This window comes from Streptomyces sp. NPDC005706 (genome assembly GCF_040631045.1).
GTDB lineage: Bacteria > Actinomycetota > Actinomycetes > Streptomycetales > Streptomycetaceae > Streptomyces.
This window is the reverse complement of the sequence record NZ_JBEXYS010000031.1, coordinates 74,873-93,892: the sequence shown is the minus strand read 5'-3', so window position 1 is coordinate 93,892 and position 19,020 is coordinate 74,873. Positions and strand designations below refer to the sequence as shown.

General features: G+C 71.5%; 18 protein-coding genes and 2 pseudogenes. 10 read left to right on the top strand and 10 right to left on the bottom strand.

Translation table 11 applies throughout. The features are described 5' to 3' along the window. Positions 1-362 precede the first annotated feature (362 nt). Positions 363-761, bottom strand: a pseudogene (locus ABZ478_RS32585) (DNA-3-methyladenine glycosylase); the annotation flags it as partial. 163 nt (positions 762-924) lie between these two features. On the opposite strand from ABZ478_RS32585, the gene ABZ478_RS32580 reads away from it, so the two are divergent. Beyond that, positions 925-1,104 carry a hypothetical protein gene (locus ABZ478_RS32580; protein WP_359555107.1) on the top strand — a complete coding sequence of 60 codons (180 nt, stop codon included), beginning with the start codon at positions 925-927 and terminating at the stop codon, positions 1,102-1,104. Between the two features lie 64 nt (positions 1,105-1,168). Here the strand turns inward: ABZ478_RS32580 and ABZ478_RS32575 are convergent, their stop codons facing one another. Further along, the gene (locus tag ABZ478_RS32575) at positions 1,169-1,780 is read right to left on the bottom strand and encodes a DNA-3-methyladenine glycosylase (protein ID WP_359555105.1); all 612 of its coding nucleotides are present in this window, start codon (positions 1,778-1,780) and stop codon (positions 1,169-1,171) included. A gap of 26 nt (positions 1,781-1,806) precedes the next feature. Then, positions 1,807-1,968 (bottom strand): annotated as a pseudogene (locus ABZ478_RS32570) (DNA-3-methyladenine glycosylase); the annotation flags it as partial. Positions 1,969-2,068: 100 nt separating this feature from the next. On the opposite strand from ABZ478_RS32570, the gene ABZ478_RS32565 reads away from it, so the two are divergent. The 3 genes from ABZ478_RS32565 to ABZ478_RS32555 all read left to right on the top strand — a co-directional run bounded on the left by ABZ478_RS32565 (position 2,069) and on the right by ABZ478_RS32555 (position 4,108). Further along, entirely contained in the window at positions 2,069-2,851 is a 783-nt protein-coding gene (locus ABZ478_RS32565) for a sporulation protein (RefSeq protein ID WP_359555103.1), read from the top strand. Between the two features lie 43 nt (positions 2,852-2,894). Then, a complete protein-coding gene (locus ABZ478_RS32560) occupies positions 2,895-3,434 on the top strand; it encodes a YbhB/YbcL family Raf kinase inhibitor-like protein (RefSeq protein ID WP_359555101.1) in 540 nt (179 codons plus the stop codon). Positions 3,435-3,601: 167 nt separating this feature from the next. Continuing rightward, positions 3,602-4,108 carry an HNH endonuclease gene (locus ABZ478_RS32555; protein WP_359555099.1) on the top strand — a complete coding sequence of 169 codons (507 nt, stop codon included), beginning with the start codon at positions 3,602-3,604 and terminating at the stop codon, positions 4,106-4,108. 86 nt (positions 4,109-4,194) lie between these two features. On the opposite strand, the gene ABZ478_RS32550 is transcribed toward ABZ478_RS32555, so the two are convergent. From ABZ478_RS32550 to ABZ478_RS32540, 3 genes are all read right to left on the bottom strand, one after another. Next, positions 4,195-5,163, bottom strand: coding sequence for an SPFH domain-containing protein (locus tag ABZ478_RS32550; RefSeq protein WP_359555097.1), 969 nt, complete (start codon positions 5,161-5,163; stop codon positions 4,195-4,197). A 109-nt stretch (positions 5,164-5,272) separates the two neighbouring features. Then, positions 5,273-5,704, bottom strand: coding sequence for an NfeD family protein (locus tag ABZ478_RS32545; RefSeq protein WP_359555095.1), 432 nt, complete (start codon positions 5,702-5,704; stop codon positions 5,273-5,275). 61 nt (positions 5,705-5,765) lie between these two features. Continuing rightward, positions 5,766-6,557: an ABC transporter ATP-binding protein gene (locus ABZ478_RS32540; protein ID WP_359555092.1), complete on the bottom strand. Its 792-nt coding sequence runs from the start codon at positions 6,555-6,557 to the stop codon at positions 5,766-5,768. A gap of 151 nt (positions 6,558-6,708) precedes the next feature. On the opposite strand from ABZ478_RS32540, the gene ABZ478_RS32535 reads away from it, so the two are divergent. Continuing rightward, a complete protein-coding gene (locus ABZ478_RS32535; RefSeq protein ID WP_359555091.1) occupies positions 6,709-7,497 on the top strand; it encodes a hypothetical protein in 789 nt (262 codons plus the stop codon). Between the two features lie 93 nt (positions 7,498-7,590). Here ABZ478_RS32535 and chpE read toward each other — a convergent pair whose 3' ends face one another. The 3 genes from chpE to ABZ478_RS32520 form a co-directional block, all read right to left on the bottom strand. Beyond that, positions 7,591-7,836, bottom strand: a complete 246-nt coding sequence (chpE, locus tag ABZ478_RS32530) for a chaplin ChpE (RefSeq protein WP_359555089.1) — start codon at positions 7,834-7,836, stop codon at positions 7,591-7,593. Between the two features lie 167 nt (positions 7,837-8,003). Then, complete coding sequence (locus ABZ478_RS32525; RefSeq protein WP_359555086.1) at positions 8,004-8,645, bottom strand: response regulator transcription factor; 642 nt, start codon at positions 8,643-8,645, stop codon at positions 8,004-8,006. After that, positions 8,638-9,783 (bottom strand): GAF domain-containing sensor histidine kinase, encoded by a 1,146-nt coding sequence (locus ABZ478_RS32520; RefSeq protein WP_359555083.1) that lies wholly within the window; start codon positions 9,781-9,783, stop codon positions 8,638-8,640. Before ABZ478_RS32520 ends, ABZ478_RS32525 begins: the two co-directional genes overlap by 8 nt. A 244-nt stretch (positions 9,784-10,027) precedes the next feature. Here ABZ478_RS32520 and ABZ478_RS32515 point away from each other — a divergent pair, with 244 nt between their 5' ends. The 3 genes from ABZ478_RS32515 to ABZ478_RS32505 all read left to right on the top strand — a co-directional run bounded on the left by ABZ478_RS32515 (position 10,028) and on the right by ABZ478_RS32505 (position 12,881). Further along, the gene (locus ABZ478_RS32515; protein WP_359555082.1) at positions 10,028-10,723 is read left to right on the top strand and encodes an SDR family NAD(P)-dependent oxidoreductase; all 696 of its coding nucleotides are present in this window, start codon (positions 10,028-10,030) and stop codon (positions 10,721-10,723) included. Further along, on the top strand, positions 10,720-11,820 hold the full coding sequence (locus ABZ478_RS32510) for an S-adenosylmethionine:tRNA ribosyltransferase-isomerase (RefSeq protein WP_359555080.1): 1,101 nt from the start codon (positions 10,720-10,722) through the stop codon (positions 11,818-11,820). Before ABZ478_RS32515 ends, ABZ478_RS32510 begins: the two co-directional genes overlap by 4 nt. A 329-nt stretch (positions 11,821-12,149) precedes the next feature. After that, complete coding sequence (locus ABZ478_RS32505) at positions 12,150-12,881, top strand: transglycosylase SLT domain-containing protein (protein WP_359555077.1); 732 nt, start codon at positions 12,150-12,152, stop codon at positions 12,879-12,881. Positions 12,882-12,976: 95 nt separating this feature from the next. On the opposite strand, the gene ABZ478_RS32500 is transcribed toward ABZ478_RS32505, so the two are convergent. Continuing rightward, on the bottom strand, positions 12,977-15,565 hold the full coding sequence (locus ABZ478_RS32500) for an FHA domain-containing protein (RefSeq protein WP_359555076.1): 2,589 nt from the start codon (positions 15,563-15,565) through the stop codon (positions 12,977-12,979). Positions 15,566-15,806: 241 nt separating this feature from the next. Between ABZ478_RS32500 and ABZ478_RS32495 the strand changes: the two genes are divergently transcribed. Beyond that, positions 15,807-17,645, top strand: a complete 1,839-nt coding sequence (locus tag ABZ478_RS32495; RefSeq protein ID WP_359555073.1) for a streptophobe family protein — start codon at positions 15,807-15,809, stop codon at positions 17,643-17,645. Between the two features lie 132 nt (positions 17,646-17,777). After that, entirely contained in the window at positions 17,778-18,986 is a 1,209-nt protein-coding gene (gene serB / locus ABZ478_RS32490) for a phosphoserine phosphatase SerB (protein WP_359555070.1), read from the top strand. The last annotated feature ends 34 nt before the right edge of the window (positions 18,987-19,020 follow it).

The following is a 19,020-nucleotide window of genomic DNA, read 5'->3' as shown; positions in this document are numbered from 1 at the left end:
CGACTCTATCAGATCTTTTCTCGACCCGATTTCCTCGGTGCTTTCCAGGTTCCCGCTCTCGCGTTTCCCTTTCCGGCGGTTCCGACTTTATCAGATCCTCTCGGCGTCCGATTCCCTGTCGGCGGGATTTGTCGGCCGGCCTTGGATTTTCACCCGTCGGCCTTTCGACATTCACTACGTTAGCCGATTCTCCCGGCGACTCATAATCGAGTCCGACGAGTTCGAATTCGGGCACGCGGGCGCACCAGAATCGACCCCGTTCGGGGGTTGTAGCTAGGTAGTGGGTTGGCCGCTCCGGCTGCAGGCGATCGCCGTACCCGGTTCAGCGGCTCGGGCCACATTACGCACCTTCCAGGGCGGAGTCAACTTCGGCGGCGCCTCGGTACGTGAGCCCGATAAGGGCTCACGGTCGGGTCGTTGGCCACCCAGAACCGCCAGGGGTGGACGTCGCCGTTGCCGCCCTCCCCGGCGACCCCGGTGCGCGGACCGCTTCGTACCTGGTCGGAGGCGATCGGGGTCCCGGTCAGCATCCTCAGCGGCGTCTCGCCGGCCGCACACGCGTCCGTGCCGTCGAGGACGCGGTCCACTCCCAGAGCCGTGGCGAGGCGGGCCGGCCCCTTGGCCAGTTCCTTGTCGTTCCGGGCCGAAACCCGGCGTTCGCGTGCCGGCTCCGCGCCCTCGACCACCTCGCCGGCCCGCAGCAGCACGGCGCTCGCCCTGCCCTCGGGTCCGCAGCCGAGGTTCGTGCAGTGCCGCATGCCTTAGGGAACCCTGGCCACATCCGAGAGACGCACCGCCCTGGCGGAGATGTTCGCCGCAGGGGACATTGACGCATCGACCATGCGTGCAGGCATCGGCAGGTGTGATGAGGGCCTGGCGAAGATCCGGACAGAGCTGGCAGATTTGGCAGCAAAGTGGGTGAGGGTGGATCTGGGGGACGTCGAGTACCTGTGGGAGGAGCTGGACTTCGAAGACCCCGACCGGATCGACTGCGTACGGACGGTCGTGACGCAGGTCTGCGAACTCGTCGAGCTGCTGCCGCGAGGTCGAGGAGTGCGAGGGTTCAAGTCCGACCACTGCCGGATCACCTTCCGGAACCCGTGAGCGATGCGTGACCGCCGCCGGCTGAGCGGACGGCCGGTAAGCAGCGAGCGAGGCGCGCAGCGGCTCAGGCTCCGGCGGACGGCTTGGCTCTCGGGCTCAGTCGGTATGCCGAGACTGTTGGGTCACCGGCGAGGTAGAAGCGGTGCTGCCAGTCGTGGGCTTTGCTCACGCCTACCCGAGGACCGACCCGGATGAGTGCGGCGGGTACCGGCTCGCCGTCGGACAGCGCGACCGAGGCGCTCGTCAGCAGGTCTGTGCCGTTGTGCTCTGCCGTGACACCGAGCGCCTGGCAGAAGTTCCCCGGACCGCGCGCAAGGCGTGGGGTCTCGACCTGCGCCCCTCGCCGCTTGCGTGCCAGGTCTTCCCCTTCGATCACCCTGCCGGCCCGAATGAGGACGGCCGAGGCGATGCCGTCTGTTCCGGTGACGATGTTGGCGCACCAGTGGAGCCCGTGAGAGCGGTAGACGTACATGTGTCCTGCGGGCCCGAACATGACGGCGTTGCGGGATGTCCTGCCGCGGTAGGCGTGGGAGGCCGGGTCGGCCGTACCGGAGTACGCCTCGGTCTCGGTGATGGTGATGCTCACGGTTCCCTCGCGGGTCACGTGGGTGAGAACGGCACCGAGCAACTTGGGGGCGACTTCTTCAGCGGAGTGAGCGAGATTCTCGACGTTCATGCTGATCGACGTGACTTGCCGTGGGTGTTCGGGCCGTCGTACGCCTCGACCTCGGTAAGGCGTACCGCGATCGGGCCGTCGGGGGTCGTGCGGATCAGGATGCGGCCGAGCAGATCGGGTGCGACCTGGAGTACGGGGCGGTCGAAGAAGTCTCGGGGCAGTGGCATACGGTCCGGGGGCGCGATCATGCCCTCCGAGGGTAGCCCAGACGGGTAGCCGCCCGGCCGGAACCGCCGGTGGCCCGATCGCGTTTGTACGGGGCGAGGGTCCTTTCGTAAAGGGAGAGTCATGGCGTTCAAGAAGCTGCTCGCGAGCCTCGGGGCCGGCGGGGCCTCGGTCGAGACGGTGCTCACCGAGGTCAACGTGGTACCGGGCGGGGTCGTCCAGGGGGAGGTGCGGATCCAGGGCGGGTCCGTGAACCAGGACATCGAGGGTCTGTCCGTAGGACTGCAGGCCAAGGTCGAGGTGGAGAGCGGCGACCAGGAGTACAAGCAGGACATCGAGTTCACCAAGGTGCGGCTCGGTGGTGCCTTCGAGCTTCAGGCGGGGGCGGTGCACGCGGTGCCGTTCGGGCTCGAGATCCCCTGGGAGACGCCGGTCACGATGATCGACGGGCAGTCGCTGCGCGGCATGAACATCGGTGTGACCACCGAGCTGCAGATCGCCCGCGCGGTGGACTCGGGTGACCTCGACCCGATCAACGTTCACCCGATGCCGGCGCAGAAGGCGATCCTGGACGCCTTCATCCAGCTCGGCTTCCGCTTCAAGAGCGCGGACATGGAGCGCGGTCACATCCGGGGTACGCGGCAGCGGCTGCCGTTCTACCAGGAGATCGAGTTCTTCCCGCCGGCGCAGTACCGGGGGCTGAACCAGGTGGAGCTCAGCTTCGTGGCCGACGAGCACGCCATGGACGTCGTCCTGGAGATGGACAAGAAGCCGGGTCTGTTCAGCGAGGGCTCGGACACCTTCCGTTCCTTCCAGGTGGGTCTGAACGACTACCACGGGACCGACTGGGCGGCCTACCTCAATCAGTGGCTGTCCGAGGTCGGTTCCAAGCGGAACTGGTTCTAGGCTCGGAACTGCTGATTCCAGTAATCGATCAGGAGGTACCGAGGTGACCGAGCTCAAGCGGCGGCCGCTCCCCCACGACTTCCATCCGCCCGTCCCGTCGTTCACGGTGACGAGTGAGGACGTCGAGGAGGGTGCGACGCTGGGGAGCGCCCAGGTCCAGGCGGAGGGGAACACCTCGCCGCAGCTGCGCTGGGAGGGCTTCCCCCCTCAGACCAAGAGCTTCGCCGTGACCTGCTACGACCCCGACGCGCCGACCGGCAGCGGGTTCTGGCACTGGGTCCTGTTCGACATCCCGGCCTCCGTGACGGAGCTGCCGGCGGGTGCGGGCAGCGGCAAGTTCGAGGGTCTGCCCGAGGGTGCCGTGCACGTCCGCAACGACTACGGGACCAAGGACTTCGGTGGTGCCGCTCCGCCGCCGGGCGACGGCCCGCACCGGTACGTCTTCACGGTGTACGCGGTGGACCAGGAGAAGCTCGGCCCGGACTCGGACGTCTCTCCGGCGGTCGTCGGTTTCAATCTGCGGTTCCACGCGATCGCGCGTGCCCAGCTCATCGGTGAGTACGAGACGCCCGCCGAGGGCTGACGTACCGCGCCGATTCAGCCAAGCGTTCATTGAACGTTTGCCCGCCTCTGGTCTTGGAAGTGATCAGGGGCGGGCATTTTTTATTGCGTTGTCCATCTCGGCGCGCCCGTACAGAGTTGATCCGAGCCCGCCGGGTGGTGGGCAGGTGCGCACGGGAGGTGGGCTGGATGCGTGACACGCTGGTTCTGAACGCGAGCTTCGAGCCGCTGTCGACGGTGACTTTGAATCGGGCCGTTGTTCTGGTGCTGCAGGACAAGGCCGTCGTCGAGCAGGCCCATCCCGTACTGCGCATGCGCGGTGCCGATGTCGACATAGCCGCGCCCCGGGTGATCAGGCTCTGCAGATACGTACGGGTGCCGTTCCGAAGACAAGCGCCCTGGTCGAGGCGGGGGGTGCTGGTCCGGGACCGGCACCGGTGCGCCTACTGCGGGCGCAGGGCGACGACCGTGGACCATGTGCTGCCGCGGGCGCAGGGCGGGCAGGACACCTGGCTGAACACGGTGGCCGCGTGTGCGGAGGACAATCACCGCAAGGCGAACCGGACTCCGGAGGAGGCCGGTATGGCGCTGCTGCGGGAGCCGTTCGAGCCGACGCCGGCCGATGCGATGCTCCTGGCCCTCGGGCAGGAGGACATGGCGGCGCTTCCTGGGTGGCTCGTGGGGGAGGCCGCCTGAGGGCCTGTTCACGCGTGCTCGCGCGGCCGGCCGTGAATCGACGCGACCCCGCTTGACGGGCCGCGGGGTCGCTGCGTTGTGCGGTCTCAGTCGATCGACGGCTTCTCGCGGCGTTCCGCGTGCGGGCCGTTGTTCTGGGGCGGGACGGAGTTGCCGCCGTTGCCCGGCTGACCGCCGCCCAGGGGGCCGAAGTTGCCCATCGCGCCGGACAGCCCCTTGAGGGCGTCGCCGATCTCGCTGGGGACGATCCAGAGCTTGTTGGCGTTGCCTTCGGCGATCTTCGGGAGCATCTGGAGGTACTGGTAGGAGAGGAGCTTCTGGTCGGGGTCGCCGGCGTGGATGGCCTCGAAGACCGTACGGACGGCCTGGGCCTCGCCCTCGGCGCGGAGCGCGGCGGCCTTGGCCTCACCCTCGGCGCGCAGGATCTGGGACTGCTTCTCGCCCTCGGCGGTCAGGATGGCGGCCTGGCGCGTGCCTTCGGCGGTGAGGATCGCGGCGCGCTTGTCACGGTCGGCGCGCATCTGCTTCTCCATCGAGTCCTGGATGGAGGTGGGCGGTTCGATGGCCTTCAGTTCCACGCGGTTGACGCGGATGCCCCACTTGCCGGTGGCCTCGTCGAGGACGCCGCGCAGGGCCGCGTTGATCTCCTCGCGGGAGGTCAGCGTGCGTTCCAGGTCCATGCCGCCGATGATGTTGCGCAGGGTGGTGACGGTGAGCTGCTCGATGGCCTGGATGTAGCTGGCGACCTCGTAGGTGGCGGCCCGGGCGTCGGTCACCTGGTAGTAGATGACCGTGTCGATGTTGACGACCAGGTTGTCCTGGGTGATCACCGGCTGGGGCGGGAAGGGGACGACCTGTTCGCGCAGGTCGATGCGGTTGCGGATGGTGTCGATGAACGGGACCACGATGTTCAGGCCCGCGTTCAGGGTCCGCGTGTAGCGGCCGAAGCGCTCGACGATGGCGGCGCTGGCCTGTGGGATGACCTGGATGGTCTTGATCAGGGCGATGAAGACCAACACCACCAGAATGATCAGGACGATGATGACCGGTTCCATCGTGTTCCCCGTACCCCTCTCCGCCTCGGCATCTTCAACGGACAGTCGCCGTTGAGGATCTTGCTGGTCGAGTCTGACAGACCGTCGCCCAACTCGTGGGCAGGACGGCTCAGATGACGATCGCGGTGGCTCCTTCGATGTCCACGACGTCCACCTCCTGGCCGATGTCGTAGGCGCGGCCGGTGTCGAGCGAGCGGGCCGACCAGATCTCTCCGGCGAGTTTGATGCGGCCGCCGGAGCCGTCGACGCGTTCCAGGACGACGGCCTGCTTTCCCTTCAGGGCGTCGACGCCGGTGGCCAGTTGGGGCCGCTGTCTGCCGTGCCGGGCCGCGATGGGGCGGACCACGGCGATCAGGGCGACGGAGATGACGACGAAGGCGAGCACCTGGATCACCACGCCGAAGCCGAGCCCGGCGACGACCGCCGCCGCGATCGCTCCGACCGCGAACATGCCGAACTCCGGCATCGCGGTGACCACGAGGGGGATTCCGAGCGCCGCCGCGCCGACGAGCCACCACACCCATGCGTCGATGTCGTTCACATGGTCATGGTAGGACCCCGGTCCGGCGGCGGACAGGGCGCGAACGGGGGTGCGACGGGCGTCAGGAGAGGGGCAGGCCCTGGGCGGTCCAGCGGTCGCCGATCTGCTCGACGACGAGCGGGAGGCCGAAGCAGAGGGAGAGGTTGCGGGAGGTGAGTTCGAGTTCGATCGGGCCGGCGGCGAGGACCTTGCCCTGGCGGATCATGAGGACGTGGGTGAAGCCGGGGGCGATCTCCTCGACGTGGTGCGTGACCATGATCATCGAGGGGGCGATGGGATCGCGGGCGAGCCGGCCGAGGCGGCGCACCAGGTCCTCGCGGCCGCCGAGGTCGAGACCGGCGGCGGGCTCGTCGAGCAGGAGCAGCTCGGGGTCGGTCATCAGGGCGCGGGCGATCAGGGTGCGCTTGCGCTCGCCCTCGGAGAGGGTGCCGAAGCGGCGGTCGAGGTAGTCGCTCATCCCGAGGCGGTCGAGGAAGGCGCGGGCGCGCTGCTCGTCGACCTCGTCGTACTCCTCCTGCCAGCCGGCCGTCATGCCGTAGGCGGCGGTGAGCACGGTCTGGAGCACGGTCTGGCGCTTGGGGAGCTTCTCGGCCATGGCGATGCCGGCGACGCCGATGCGGGGGCGCAGATCGAAGACGTCGACCTTGCCGAGGGTGTCGCCGAGGATGGTGGCGGTGCCCTTGCTGGGGAAGAGGTAGCTGGAGGCGACGTTCAGGAGGGTGGTCTTGCCGGCGCCGTTGGGGCCGAGGATGACCCAGCGCTCGCCCTCCTTCACCGACCAGGAGACCTGGTCCACCAGAGCCCGGCCCTCACGGACCACGGATACGTCCTGAAGCTCCAGAACATCGCTCATGAGCGCGTTGTCTCCCCTTGCAGTGTGGCCGGTCTCGGCTGGTCGCGTACGCCTGTGGCTCGGGCCGCCGCGCCGGTGGGCGCAGCCCCTATGAAATCTACGCCACGAGTGCCCCGCACCATTCCATCGGTCCGGTCCTTAGGGTGGGGGCATGCTTTCGGAACCGCGTTCAGGACGCCTCGCCGCTTGGGGAAACGCCCTTCTGGCCGGACTTGTCTCTCCGGATGACGCCTCGCTCGCCATCGTGGGCGAGGACGCCGTGCACCGGGTGCAGGGGCTGCCGGGTGACCCGGGGCCGGCCGGGCTCACGCTCGCGCTGGGGCGGCTGCGGGGTCTGGGGGCGACCGGCCTGCGGGTGGCGCTGCCCGCGCCCGGTCATCCGCTGGGGCTGAGCGGGCCGCCGGACTTCAACGCGCGGGCGCTGGAGGCCGAGGAGGCGGTGCTCTGTTTCGGGGCGGCGGTCGGACTGGTTCCGGAGGTCCACGCGGCCGGGCCGGACGGTGATGTACATGTCGAGGTGGTCTGGCATGTGCTGCCGGTGCGGGAGGCGCCGCCCGCCGATGTGCCCTCGCTGGGTGAGGCCGAGCGGGAGCTGGCCGAGGCGCTGCGGGAGGCGACCGAGGTGCTGTCGAAGCTGGACGTCGCCGGGTCGGGGCCGGTGGCGGAGGCGGCGATCGACGCGTACCGGGCGCGGGCCGAGCGGGGCCGCGAGGTGCTGGCGCCGGGGTATCCGCCGCGTGCGGTGCGGGTGCTCGAGCTGGCTCAGCGGGTGGGTCTGCTGGTGTCCCTGGCGTACGGCAAGGGGCACGGGGGCGCGGTGAGCGCGTCGGAGATGGCGGCGCGGGGCGCGGCGCTGCGGCCGGTGGAGCGGACCGCCAGGCGGGCTCAGGTGGCGGCGTACAACTCCATGGTGGAGGAGCGGGAGCGGGGCATCCGCTGAGCCGGCCGGTGGCCTGGGGCTCGGGGCGTGGCGGGCCGGCGGGCCTTCCGGGGGAAAGATCCCGGAAGGCCCGCCGGTCACCGCCGGCAGACCTCAGTGGTTGATGCCGAGGTTGCCGAAGGCCGGGTTCAGCAGGCCGATGACGTTGACGCTGTTGCCGACCGCGTTCACCGGGACGTGCACCGGGGCCTGGACGACGTTGCCCGAGGCGACGCCTGGAGAGCCCTGGGCCGCACCGCCGGCCCAGGCGCCGTCCGTGGCGGAGGCCATGCCCGCTCCCGCGGCCACCAGTCCCCCGGCCACCATCGCCACGGCCGCCGCCTTCTTCAGGTTCTTCACTGTCCAACCCCTCCTGAGTGTCCACCGCGACGATCGCCGCGGCACGCACTGGAGAACGGCGGAGGCCGTCGGAGGGTACGGCCATCCGGGTGACATTCCCACGACGGTATGAATCTCAGCCCGGAAGGCAACCTTCCGCGTCGCGGCGAACGACGCGCCGGGGCGGTTCAGCCGGCCACGCCGTGGCGCACGGCCCACAGGGCCGCCTGGGTGCGGTCGGCCAGGTCGAGCTTCATGAGGATGTTGGACACATGTGTCTTGACCGTCTTCTCGGAGAGCACCAGGGCGCGGGCGATCTCCCGGTTGGAGCGGCCGTCGGCTATCAGGCCGAGCACCTCCCGCTCCCGGTCGGTGAGTGAACCCGCCCTGCCCTGACCGGAGTTGGCCACTTCCTGGGAGAGCAGGGCGTCGGCGACCTCGGGCTGGAGCAGGACGTGGCCGGCGTGCACGCTCCGGATGGCGCCGGCGAGCGCGTCGGGGTCCACGTCCTTGTAGACGTACCCGGCGGCGCCCGCGCGCAGGGCCGGTACCACGGTGCGCTGTTCGGTGAAGCTGGTGACGATCAGCACGCGCGCGGGGTTGTCGAGTTCGCGGAGCCGGCGCAGGGCGTCGATGCCGTCCAGGCCCGGCATCTTGATGTCCATGAGGACGACGTCGGGCCGCAGTTCCTCGGCGCGGGCGACTCCCTCGGCGCCGTCCGCGGCCTCGCCGACGACCTCGATGTCGTCCTGCACCTCCAGGAAGGTGCGCAGGCCGCGGCGGACGACCTGGTGGTCGTCGACGAGCAGCACTCTGATCGGGTCAGCCACCGGGTACCTCCAGCTCGATCGTGGTGCCCCCGCCGGGCTCCGCGTGCACGGTGAGGGTGCCGCCGACCCCGCCGGCCCGGTCCCGCATCGAGACCAGTCCCAGATGGCGTCCGGCCCGGCGTACCGCCTTGGGGTCGAAGCCGCTGCCGTCGTCGGCGACGCGCAGGACGGCTCCGCCGCCGCGCCGGTCCACGGTCACCCGGACGTGCTCGGCGCCGGAGTGGCGCAGAGCGTTGTGCAGGGCTTCCTGGGCGACCCGAAGCACCGCCTCCTCCTGGGCCGCGGGCAGGGCGCGGAAGCCGTTCGTCGCGAAGCTCACGCGCGCGGTGTGGGCGCGGTCGAGGACCTGTGTCTGGGTGCGCAGGGTGGCGATCAGGCCGTCCTCGTCCAGCGCGGCAGGCCGCAACTCCACCACGGCGGCGCGCAGTTCCTCGGTGGCCTCGGCGGCGAGGGCGGCGACCTGGTGCAACTCGCCCTTGGCGCGGGCTGGATCGCGGTCGACCAGGGCGGCGGCCGCCTGGGCGGTCAGGCGCAGGGAGAAGAGCTTCTGGCTGACCGCGTCGTGCAGTTCGTGGGCGAGCCGGGAGCGCTCCTCGGCGATGGTCAGCTCGCGACTGCGTTCGTACAGGCGGGCGTTGGTGAGGGCGATCGCGGCGTGCTGGGCGAGGATGGCGAGCAGTTCCTCGTCCTCCTCGGTGAAGCCGCAGCCGCCCTCGGGCTTGGGGCAGCGCTTGTTCGCGAGGAACAGGGCCCCGATGACCTCCTCGCCGTCCCTGATCGGCAGGCCGAGGAAGTCGGACATGTCCGGGTGGGCGGAGGGCCAGCCCTCGAAGCGGGGGTCCTTGCGGACGTCGGCGAGTCGCTCGGGCCGGGCCTCGTCCAGCATGGCGGCGAGGATGCCGTGCCGCCGGGGCAGCGGGCCGATGGCCTTCCACTGGGCGTCGCTGACGCCGTCGACGACGAACTGGGCGAAGCCGCCGTGGTCGTCGGGGACACCGAGGGCGGCGTACTGCGCGTCGAGCAGCTCACGGGCCGAGGCCACGATCGTCTTCAGGACGTCGCGCACCTCGAGGTGCCTGCTCATGGCCAGCAGCGCGGAACTCACCGCGGCGAGGCCGGACCGGGGGCCTTGACTCATGTCCTCACGGTACCGGCGGGGTGCGGCGGCGCGGATCGGACCGGTGTCGGCGGAGCCCCCTCCGCGGGCCCTAGGACGAAGGGGGTAGGTCCACCGGCCCGGACGCGCGGCGTACGCCGAAGGACCCCGCCGCTCTGGTGCCCGCGTCCGAGGCGGTGCGGGGGCGGCCGTTCCTAGGTTGTGGTCACCGCCCGGCGGGGCGGGCCGGGGCGCCGACGCCCTGGGGGACGAGGGGACGGTTGTCATGCCGGTAGCGATCATCACGGGAGCCTCCAAGGGGCTGGGGCGGGCGCTCGCCGAGGGGCTGGCCGAGCGCGGCTGGGACCTGGTGCTGGACGCCCGGGGCGCCGGGCCGCTCGAGGCGGCGGCGGAGGCGGTCGCCGGGTACGGGACGCGCGTGACCGCGGTGCCCGGGGACGTCACGGACGCCGGGCACCGGGCCGCGCTGGTGGCCGCCGCGCGGGGGCTGGGCGGGGTCGACCTGGTGGTGAGCAACGCGAGTGCGCTGGGTGCGCAGCCGCTGGTGCGGCTGGCGGAGCTGCCCCCGGAGGGGCTGCGGCGGGCGCTGGAGGTGAACGTCGTCGCCGCGCTCGGCCTGGTCCGGGAGGCGCTGCCGCTGCTGCGGGAGTCGGCGGCGGGCACGGTGGTCACGGTCAGTTCGGACGCGGCGGTGGAGGCGTACGGGACGTGGGGCGGGTACGGCGCCTCGAAGGCGGCCCTCGACCAGCTCGCGGCGGTGCTCGGCCGGGAGGAGCCGGACCTGCGGGTGTGGGCGGTGGATCCCGGGGACATGGCGACGGACCTGTACGCGGCGGCCGTACCGGACGACGACGATCCGCGGCCCGCGCCCGCGCGCGTGGTGCCGGTCTTCCTGCGGCTGCTGGACGACCGTCCGGCGAGCGGGCGGTACTCCGCGCCGGCGCTGCTGGAGGCACGATGACCACCGCGGTGACGGTGCCCGAGGAGCTGTCGGCGCGCGTGCCGGCCGAGCAGCGCGGGCCCGGCCTGGACCGGGACGCCGTACGGCTGCTCGTGTCGCGCGGCACCGAGGTGGCGCACCACGCCTTCCGGGAGCTTCCGGCGCTGCTGCGGGCCGGGGACCTGCTGGTGGTGAACACCTCGCCCACGCTGGCCGCCGCGGTGAACGGGCGGATCGGGCACACGCGCGTGGTGGTGCACTTCTCCACTTGCGGGGACGACGGCCGGTGGGCGGTGGAGCTGCGGGAACCGGACGGGCGCGGCACCACGCGCGCGCGTGCGGCTGTATCCACGGGTGCGGGCGGGTCCGCGAGGGTGCGCGCGGGTGTGCCCGCGGGTGCAGTGGTGCGGTTGCCCGGCGGGGCGCGGCTGGTGCTGGAGGAGCCGCTGGGCGGGCGGGGCGAGCGGCTGCGGTGGGCCCGGCCGGCCGGGGCGGAGGTGCTCCGGGTGCTCCGGGAGCACGGGCGGCCCATTCGCTACTCCTATACGGAGCGGGACCAGCCGCTGTCGGTGTACCAGACGGTGTTCGCGCTGCCCGCGCCGGACGGGGCGGGCAGCGCGGAGATGCCGAGCGCGGCGCGGCCCTTCACGGAGCGGCTGGTGGTGGAGCTGGTGAGCCGGGGGGTGCAGTTCGCGCCGGTGACGCTGCACACGGGGGTGGCCTCGGCGGAGGCGCACGAGCCGCCGTATCCGGAGCGGTACCGCGTTCCGGAGGCGTCGGCACGGCTGATCAACGCCGCCAGGGCCGGTGGCGGGCGGGTCGTGGCGGTGGGGACGACGGCCGTGCGGGCGGTGGAGTCGGCGGCCGGTCCGGACGGGGTGGTCCGGGCGGCCGGGGGCTGGACCGACCTGGTGGTCACGCCCGAGCGCGGGGTACGCGCGGTGGAGGGGCTGCTGACCGGGCTGCACGAGCCGGAGGCCTCGCATCTGCTGATGCTGGAGGCGGTCGCCGGCCGGGCCGCGGTGGGCCGTGCCTACGAGGAGGCGCTGCGCGGGCGCTACCTGTGGCACGAGTTCGGTGACGTGCACCTCCTCCTGCCCTCGGAAACCACTCACTGAGAGCGTTGCGACGGCAACTCGCGGTGAGACCTGTGCGCCGCCGATGTGAGCCCGCGCATAGGGTCCACGTCACGTACGAAGGGGCATAGGAGATAAACCACCCATAGGTGAACGGGACAGACGGCCCAGTCTGTCCCGTTTTGCCCTTCCCTGATCCACTATGCGGCTTCGTACGTCACACCTTTGCCTGGGCATTTTGCGCCAGCTAAGAATTGCTTCCGTCGCTCGGCGCCGCGGTTTCCCGCCGCGGCCCTCGTGCGGGAGGAACCGATTCCCCCGGCGGACGCAGGAGAGCGACCTCCGCGCTATCGAAGAGGTCCATTCAAGCTATGCCCAAGAACATCCTCAATCGTGCTTATAGTCGTACGCTGACCAAGCAGCACAAGATCGCCATCGCCGGTGTCGGCGCCCTCGGTGCCGCCGCCCTGGCCTTCACGGCCGTCCCCGGCAACGCCCAGACCGTCACCACGGACGCCGCGGCCACGCAGCAGGTGCACTACGCCGACACGCCGGTCAAGGACGTCAAGGGCTCGCTCACCGACCGGCTCGCCGGCCAGACCGCCAAGCTCGACGCCGTCGCCAAGCAGCAGGCCGAGGCCAAGAAGCAGGCCGCCGCCAAGCAGCACGCCGCCGCGGAGAAGCAGGCCGCCGCCAAGAAGGCCGCGCAGGAGCGCGCCGACAAGGCCGCGAGCCGTTCCGCGCAGCGCCCCGCGATGCAGATGGTCGCCGCCAAGACCTACTCGAACAACCTGGACGGCTGGATCCGCCAGTCCCTGGACATCATGAAGTCCAAGGGCATCCCGGGCAGCTACCACGGCCTGCACAAGAACATCATGCGGGAGTCCTCCGGCAACCCGATGGCCATCAACGACTGGGACGTCAACGCCATCAACGGCATCCCGTCGAAGGGCCTGCTGCAGGTCATCCCGCCGACCTTCAAGGCGTACCACGTGGCCGGCACCTCGTGGAACATCTACGACCCGGTAGCCAACATCACCGCCGCCGCCAACTACGCGGCCGACAAGTACGGCACGATCGACAACGTGAACAGCGCGTACTGAGGCCGGCGCGGACCTCTTTGACTACGCGGAAGGGCGGCACCCCTGGTGGGGTGCCGCCCTTCGCGTCGTGCGGCCGCGCGTCACGCGGCCCGCGGTCACTTCCGCATGACCTCCGGCTCGTGCCGGCGCAGGAAGCGGGCGACGAAGAAGCCGCAGATCACACCGAGCACGAGCAGCGCGAACATGTTCAGGCCCCAGGCCGAGGCCGCGTGGTCCCACAGCGGGTCGGTGCTGGTCGGGTCGTCGGTGTTCGGGGCGATCTTGTTGAAGTCCAGCGTGGCACCGGCCGCGGCCACCGCCCAGCGGGACGGCATCAGGTACGAGAACTCGTTCACACCGAGCGTGCCGTGCAGGGTGAAGAGGCAGCCGGTGAAGACGACCTGGATGATCGCGAACATCACCAGCAGCGGCATGGTCTTCTCGGCGGTCTTCACCAGCGAGGAGATCACCAGGCCGAACATCATCGAGGTGAAGCCCAGCGCCATGATCGGCAGGCACAGCTCGAACAGCGTCGAGCCGCCGAGCACCAGCCCCTGATCGGGGATCTCGCGGCTGGAGAAGCCGATCAGGCCCACCATCAGGCCCTGGAGCACCGTGACGGCGCCGAGCACGACCACCTTGGACATCAGGTACGCCGAGCGTGACAGGCCGGTCGCCCGCTCCCTTTCGTAGATGACCCGTTCCTTGATCAGCTCACGCACGGAGTTCGCGGCGCCCGCGAAGCACGCGCCGACCGCGAGGATCAGCAGGACGGTGGTCGCCGTGCCGTTCGGAACGGGGACGCCGGTGCGCGGATTGACCGGGTTGACCAGCAGACCCTTGTCGGAGTCGATCAGCAGGCTGACCGCGCCGAGGACCGCCGGCAGGATCACCGTGAGCGCCAGGAACCCCTTGTCGGACGCTATGACCGCCACATAGCGCCGGATCAGGGTCATCAGCTGGGAGCCCCAGCCCTGCGGCTTGGGCGGCCTGATGGCCTGCGGCGGCGGCATGTGTACGGACTGCGGGGCGACCGCGTCGATGTCCGCGGCGTACATCTGGTAGTGCTGCGAGCCCTTCCAGCGGCCCGCCCAGTCGTAGTCGCGGTAGTTCTCGAAGGCGGAGAAGACGTCGGCCCAGCTGTCGTAGCCGAAGAAGTTCAGCGCCTCCTCCGGCGGCCCGAAGTAGGCGACCGCGCCGCCCGGCGCCATCACCAGGAGCTTGTCGCAGATCGCCAGCTCGGCAACCGAGTGGGTGACCACCAGGACCGTACGGCCGTCGTCGGCGAGACCGCGCAGGAGCTGCATCACATCGCGGTCCATGCCCGGGTCGAGGCCGGAGGTCGGCTCGTCCAGGAAGATCAGCGAGGGCTTGGTCAGCAGTTCCAGGGCGACCGAGACGCGCTTGCGCTGGCCGCCGGAGAGGGAGGTGACCTTCTTGTCCTTATGGATGTCCAGCTTGAGCTCGCGCAGCACCTCGTCGATGCGGGCGTCGCGCTCGGCGGCCGTGGTGTCGGCCGGGAAGCGCAGCTTGGCCGCGTACTTCAGGGCCTTCCTGACGGTCAGCTCCTTGTGCAGGATGTCGTCCTGCGGGACCAGACCGATGCGCTGGCGCAGCTCGGCGAACTGCTTGTACAGGTTCCGGTTGTCGTACAGGACCTCGCCCTGGTTGGCGGGCCGGTAGCCGGTGAGCGCCTTCAGCAGCGTCGACTTGCCGGAGCCGGACGGGCCGATGACCGCGATCAGGGACTTCTCCGGGACGCCGAAGGAGACGTCCTTCAGGATCTGCTTGCCGCCGTCGACCGTGACGGTCAGATGGCGTGCGGAGAAGGAGACCTCACCGGTGTCGACGAACTCCTCGAGCCGGTCGCCGACGATACGGAAGGTGGAGTGGCCGACACCGACGATGTCGTTCGGGCCGAGCAGCGCCGAACCGCCCTTGGCGATCGGCTGGCCGTTGACGTAGGTGCCGTTGTGCGAGCCCAGGTCGCGGATCTCGAAGCGGCCGTCGGGCGTCGAGTGGAACTCGGCGTGGTGCCGGGAGACCTGCAGGTCGGAGACGACCAGCTCGTTCTCCAGGGCACGGCCGATGCGCATCACGCGGCCGACGGCGAACTGGTGGAACGTGGTCGGGCTGCGGTCGCCGTAGACCGGCGGCGCCCCCGCCACGCCACCGGGCGTCTTCTGCACCGGGTTCCCGTCCGGACCGCCCTGCTGCTGCGGGAACGCCGGCGACGCCCCCGACTGCTGCCAGTCGGCCCGCGGCGCCTGCTGGTGCGCGGCGGCCTGGTGCGGCACCCCCTGCTGCGGGGCCTGCGGCTGCGGTGCCTGCGGCTGGGCCCAGCCGGGCCCCGCGCCCTGAGCGGCGTACGGCGCGGACTGCGCCTGCTGCTGGGGCTGGGCGACCGCGGCCGCGGCGCCGGACAGGTTCAGCCGCGGTCCGTCGGTCGCGTTGCCGAGGTGCACCGCCGAACCGGGGCCGATCTCCATCTGATGGATCCGCTGGCCCCGCACGAACGTGCCGTTGGTGCTGCCGTGGTCCTCGATGACCCAACTGCGGCCGTCGAAGCTGACCGTGGCGTGACGCCAGGAGACCCTGGCGTCGTCGAAGACGATGTCACCCTGCGGATCGCGGCCGAGGGTGTAGGGCCTGGACGGCTCGAGCGTCCAGGTCCGTCCGTTTGTTTCCAGTACGAGTTCCGGCACTCCATGCCCCACTGAGTTGTCCCCCGAATTTCCCCCATCACAGGGAGTCTAGGGATGTCGAACATCGTGGGGAACTATTTCAGGCTCGGCCCCATGACCGAAACCCGGGCCTTGCGACGCGGGCCGGCACACGCTTCAACTCGCCCCGTTGACGGGGTTGAAACCCGGCCGGAGAGTGGTAATCCCCCGCGAGGGGGACAAGCGCGGCAGCGGTGCCGCGCAGCGGATCGGGGGGTCTGCCATGAGTGCTGCCACGGGTGCCGGGACCGCACGGCCGGGCAAGCCGCTGCCGTGGGCGGACATCCTGCTGTCCGCGGTCGCCGCGGTGAGCTGGGCGTTGGCGGGGATGACGGCCACGGCCGCGCTGGGGCTGCACCTGCTCCGGGCGGACGCGGCGGGCTCACTGGGCCCGCTGACGGCGGCCGTTGTGGCTCTCGGGGCGGGTGGTTCGGTCTCCCCGTCGGCGGACGTGTCCGCCTTCGGACTCAAGGGCGCCGAGGTGCACACCGCCGTCGAGATCACGCCACTCGGTGTGAGCCTGACCGGCGCCCTGCTGCTGTCGTGGTTCTTCCTGCGGTCCCTGCGCACGGCGGGAGTTGTGATCGCGCCGTCCGAACTCCTCGCGCGCGCGGGCACGGTGGTCGCCCTCTTCGTGGCGATGCTGGGCGGGCTCGCCCGGATCGGGCACGGCGTCGTCCCCGTCGACGGCGGCTCGCTCGGCCTCGGCGAACTGCCCGGCGGGGGCGGCAAGGGCGGCACCGGGATCCCCGGCCTCGGGGACCTCGGCGACATCGGCGGGCTGCTCCCGGACCGGATCGGTGACCTGATCCACGCCAAGGCGGCCGTCGGCTTCACCGTGGACACCGCGCCCACCTTGCTCGGCGGGCTCGGCTGGTCCGCCGGCGTCCTGCTGATCGCGCTGCTGGCCTCCCGCCGCGCTCCCCTGCCGCCCGGCTGGGACGCCGTGCACCGGGTGGTACGGCCGGCCGTCTCGGCGCTGGTCACCGTGCTGCTGCTGGCCGTGGCCGCCGGGCTCGCCGCGGCGGCGTACGCGGCGACCGGCGACGACCACCCCGGGCGGATCGCCGGCGCGGCCCTGCTCGGCGCGCCGAACGGGGTGTTTCTCGGCATCCCGCTCGGCCTCTTCGTCCCCTGGGACGGCCGGGCCACCGGCGCCCTGGGCGGCGTGCTCCCCCACCCGCTGGACCGGCTGCTGAGCGCGTCGCGGGACCAGCCCGTCACCCTGGACCGGCTGGCCGGGCTGGACGGCCGGGTTTGGCTGCTCGCGGTGGCGGCCGCCATGGCGATGCTGCTGGCGGGGGTGCTGACCGCGGTGCGCACGCCGGTGCCGGGCGGGAGGGGCACGGCGGGCTTCGTGGGGCGCTGCGCCCTGCGGCTCGGGACCGTGACCGCGCTCGCCTGGCCGTTCCTCGCCTGGCTGACGGACGTCTCGGTGGACGCCTCGCTGTCCGTGCTGGGCTTCGACGCGTTCGGCGCGGGCATCGAACTGCACGGCCGGACGGGCATGGCGCTGCTCCTGGGTGCCGTATGGGGTGCGGGGGCCGGCGCGGTGGGGGCGCTGCTCGCCCGGGCGCTGGGGGCCGCGGGCACCCGGGTGGCGGGGCCTGCGCGGGACGGGGCGGTCACGGCGGGCGGCGCGGGGCCGGGGCACGGCGCGCGAGCGGGGTACGGCGACGGCCATGGACGGTCCGGGCCTACCGCGCCCGGCGACGGCTACGGGCAGGCCGGGCACTTCGCTTCCGGCGACCGCGGCGGGCGGCCCGCGCCCGGCGGTGGTGCCGGACCCTATGCGCCGGGCAGGCCGTACCGGCCGCCGAACCCCGGCACGAACCCCTATCTCCGGGTGCCGGAGGAGGTGCGCGCGGAGCCCGAGGACGCGCGGCCGCCCTCGCCCGGGGACGACATGTACGGCGCCCCGACCATCTCCCGCCGGCTGGACCCGGCCCCGCCCCGGGGCCGTCCGGGGGCCCGCCCGCCGCATCGGCCGCCGGACGGCCCCGACGACGGCACGCCACCGCCGCCTCCCCCGCCGCCACCGCGTCCGAGGACCGGGAGGTGACGGGCGGACGCGGGTGCCGGGACGACCGCGGCGGGCCAGGTGCGGGACATCCGGTGGACACCTGTTGTTCCGTGTCCGTCAGGCGGACCGCACGGGCGGAAGGCACTGGGTGCCGGATACGGTGGTGACACCATGAGCGCTTCGCAGACCTCCGAGGTCCCCACTCTCCTCGTCAAGATCTTCGGTAAGGACAGGCCGGGCATCACGGCCGGCCTCTTCGACACCCTTGCCGCCTTCCATGTCGACGTGGTCGACATCGAGCAGGTCGTCACCCGGGGCCGCCTGGTGCTGTGCGCGCTGGTCACCCAGCCGCCGGCCGGGCTCGAGGGCGATCTGCGGTCCACCGTGCACAGCTGGGCCGAGTCGATGAAGATGCAGGCGGAGATCATCTCCGGGCGTGGCGACAACCGGCCGCGCGGGCTCGGGCGCTCTCTGGTGACGGTGCTCGGCCATCCGCTCACGGCCGAGTCGACGGCGGCCATCGCCGCCCGCATCGCGAAGACCGGCGGCAACATCGACCGTATCTTCCGGCTCGCCAAGTACCCCGTGACCGCGGTGGAGTTCGCCGTCTCCGGGGTGGAGACCGAGCCGCTGCGCACGGCCCTGGCCTCGGACGCGGCGGCACTGGGTGTCGATGTCGCCGTGGTCTCGGCGGGCCTGCACCGGCGGGCCCAGCGGCTGGTGGTCATGGACGTGGACTCCACCCTCATCCAGGACGAGGTCATCGAGCTGTTCGCCGCGCACGCGGGCTGCGAGGACAAGGTCGCCGAGGTGACGGCGGCGGCGATGCGCGGGGAGCTGGACTTCGAGCAGTCGCTGCACGCGCGCGTGGCGCTGCTGGCGGGGCTGGACGCCTCGGTGGTGGAGAAGGTGCGCAACGAGGTACGGCTGACACCGGGCGCCCGCACGCTCATCCGCACCCTGAAGCGGCTCGGCTACCAGGTCGGTGTGGTCTCCGGCGGCTTCACGCAGGTCACGGACGATCTGAAGGAGCGGCTGGGGCTGGACTTCGCCCAGGCCAACACGCTGGAGATCGTCGACGGCAAGCTGACCGGGCGGGTCACCGGGGAGATCGTGGACCGTGCGGGCAAGGCACGGCTGCTGCGCCGGTTCGCCGCCGAGGCCGGGGTGCCGCTGTCGCAGACGGTGGCGATCGGCGACGGCGCCAACGATCTGGACATGCTGAACGCGGCCGGGCTGGGCGTCGCCTTCAACGCCAAGCCGGTGGTCCGCGAGGCCGCGCACACGGCGGTGAACTTCCCCTTCCTCGACACCGTGCTCTATCTGCTGGGTGTCACCCGCGAAGAGGTCGAGGCGGCGGACACGCACGACGAGGGCTGAGCCGCCGGTCCGGACGGTTCGCGCTCCGGACGGC

Excerpts from the sequence above, each read along its gene's own strand:
- ABZ478_RS32575 (WP_359555105.1), bottom strand. The coding sequence starts at position 1,780 with ATGAACGTCGAGAATCTCGCTCACTCCGCTGAAGAAGTCGCCCCCAAG.
- ABZ478_RS32565 (WP_359555103.1), top strand. The coding sequence starts at position 2,069 with ATGGCGTTCAAGAAGCTGCTCGCGAGCCTCGGGGCCGGCGGGGCCTCG.
- ABZ478_RS32555 (WP_359555099.1), top strand. The coding sequence starts at position 3,602 with ATGCGTGACACGCTGGTTCTGAACGCGAGCTTCGAGCCGCTGTCGACG.
- ABZ478_RS32550 (WP_359555097.1), bottom strand. The coding sequence starts at position 5,163 with ATGGAACCGGTCATCATCGTCCTGATCATTCTGGTGGTGTTGGTCTTC.
- ABZ478_RS32540 (WP_359555092.1), bottom strand. The coding sequence starts at position 6,557 with ATGAGCGATGTTCTGGAGCTTCAGGACGTATCCGTGGTCCGTGAGGGC.
- ABZ478_RS32535 (WP_359555091.1), top strand. The coding sequence starts at position 6,709 with ATGCTTTCGGAACCGCGTTCAGGACGCCTCGCCGCTTGGGGAAACGCC.
- ABZ478_RS32520 (WP_359555083.1), bottom strand. The coding sequence starts at position 9,783 with ATGAGTCAAGGCCCCCGGTCCGGCCTCGCCGCGGTGAGTTCCGCGCTG.
- ABZ478_RS32515 (WP_359555082.1), top strand. The coding sequence starts at position 10,028 with ATGCCGGTAGCGATCATCACGGGAGCCTCCAAGGGGCTGGGGCGGGCG.
- ABZ478_RS32510 (WP_359555080.1), top strand. The coding sequence starts at position 10,720 with ATGACCACCGCGGTGACGGTGCCCGAGGAGCTGTCGGCGCGCGTGCCG.
- ABZ478_RS32505 (WP_359555077.1), top strand. The coding sequence starts at position 12,150 with ATGCCCAAGAACATCCTCAATCGTGCTTATAGTCGTACGCTGACCAAG.
- ABZ478_RS32495 (WP_359555073.1), top strand. The coding sequence starts at position 15,807 with ATGAGTGCTGCCACGGGTGCCGGGACCGCACGGCCGGGCAAGCCGCTG.
- serB (WP_359555070.1), top strand. The coding sequence starts at position 17,778 with ATGAGCGCTTCGCAGACCTCCGAGGTCCCCACTCTCCTCGTCAAGATC.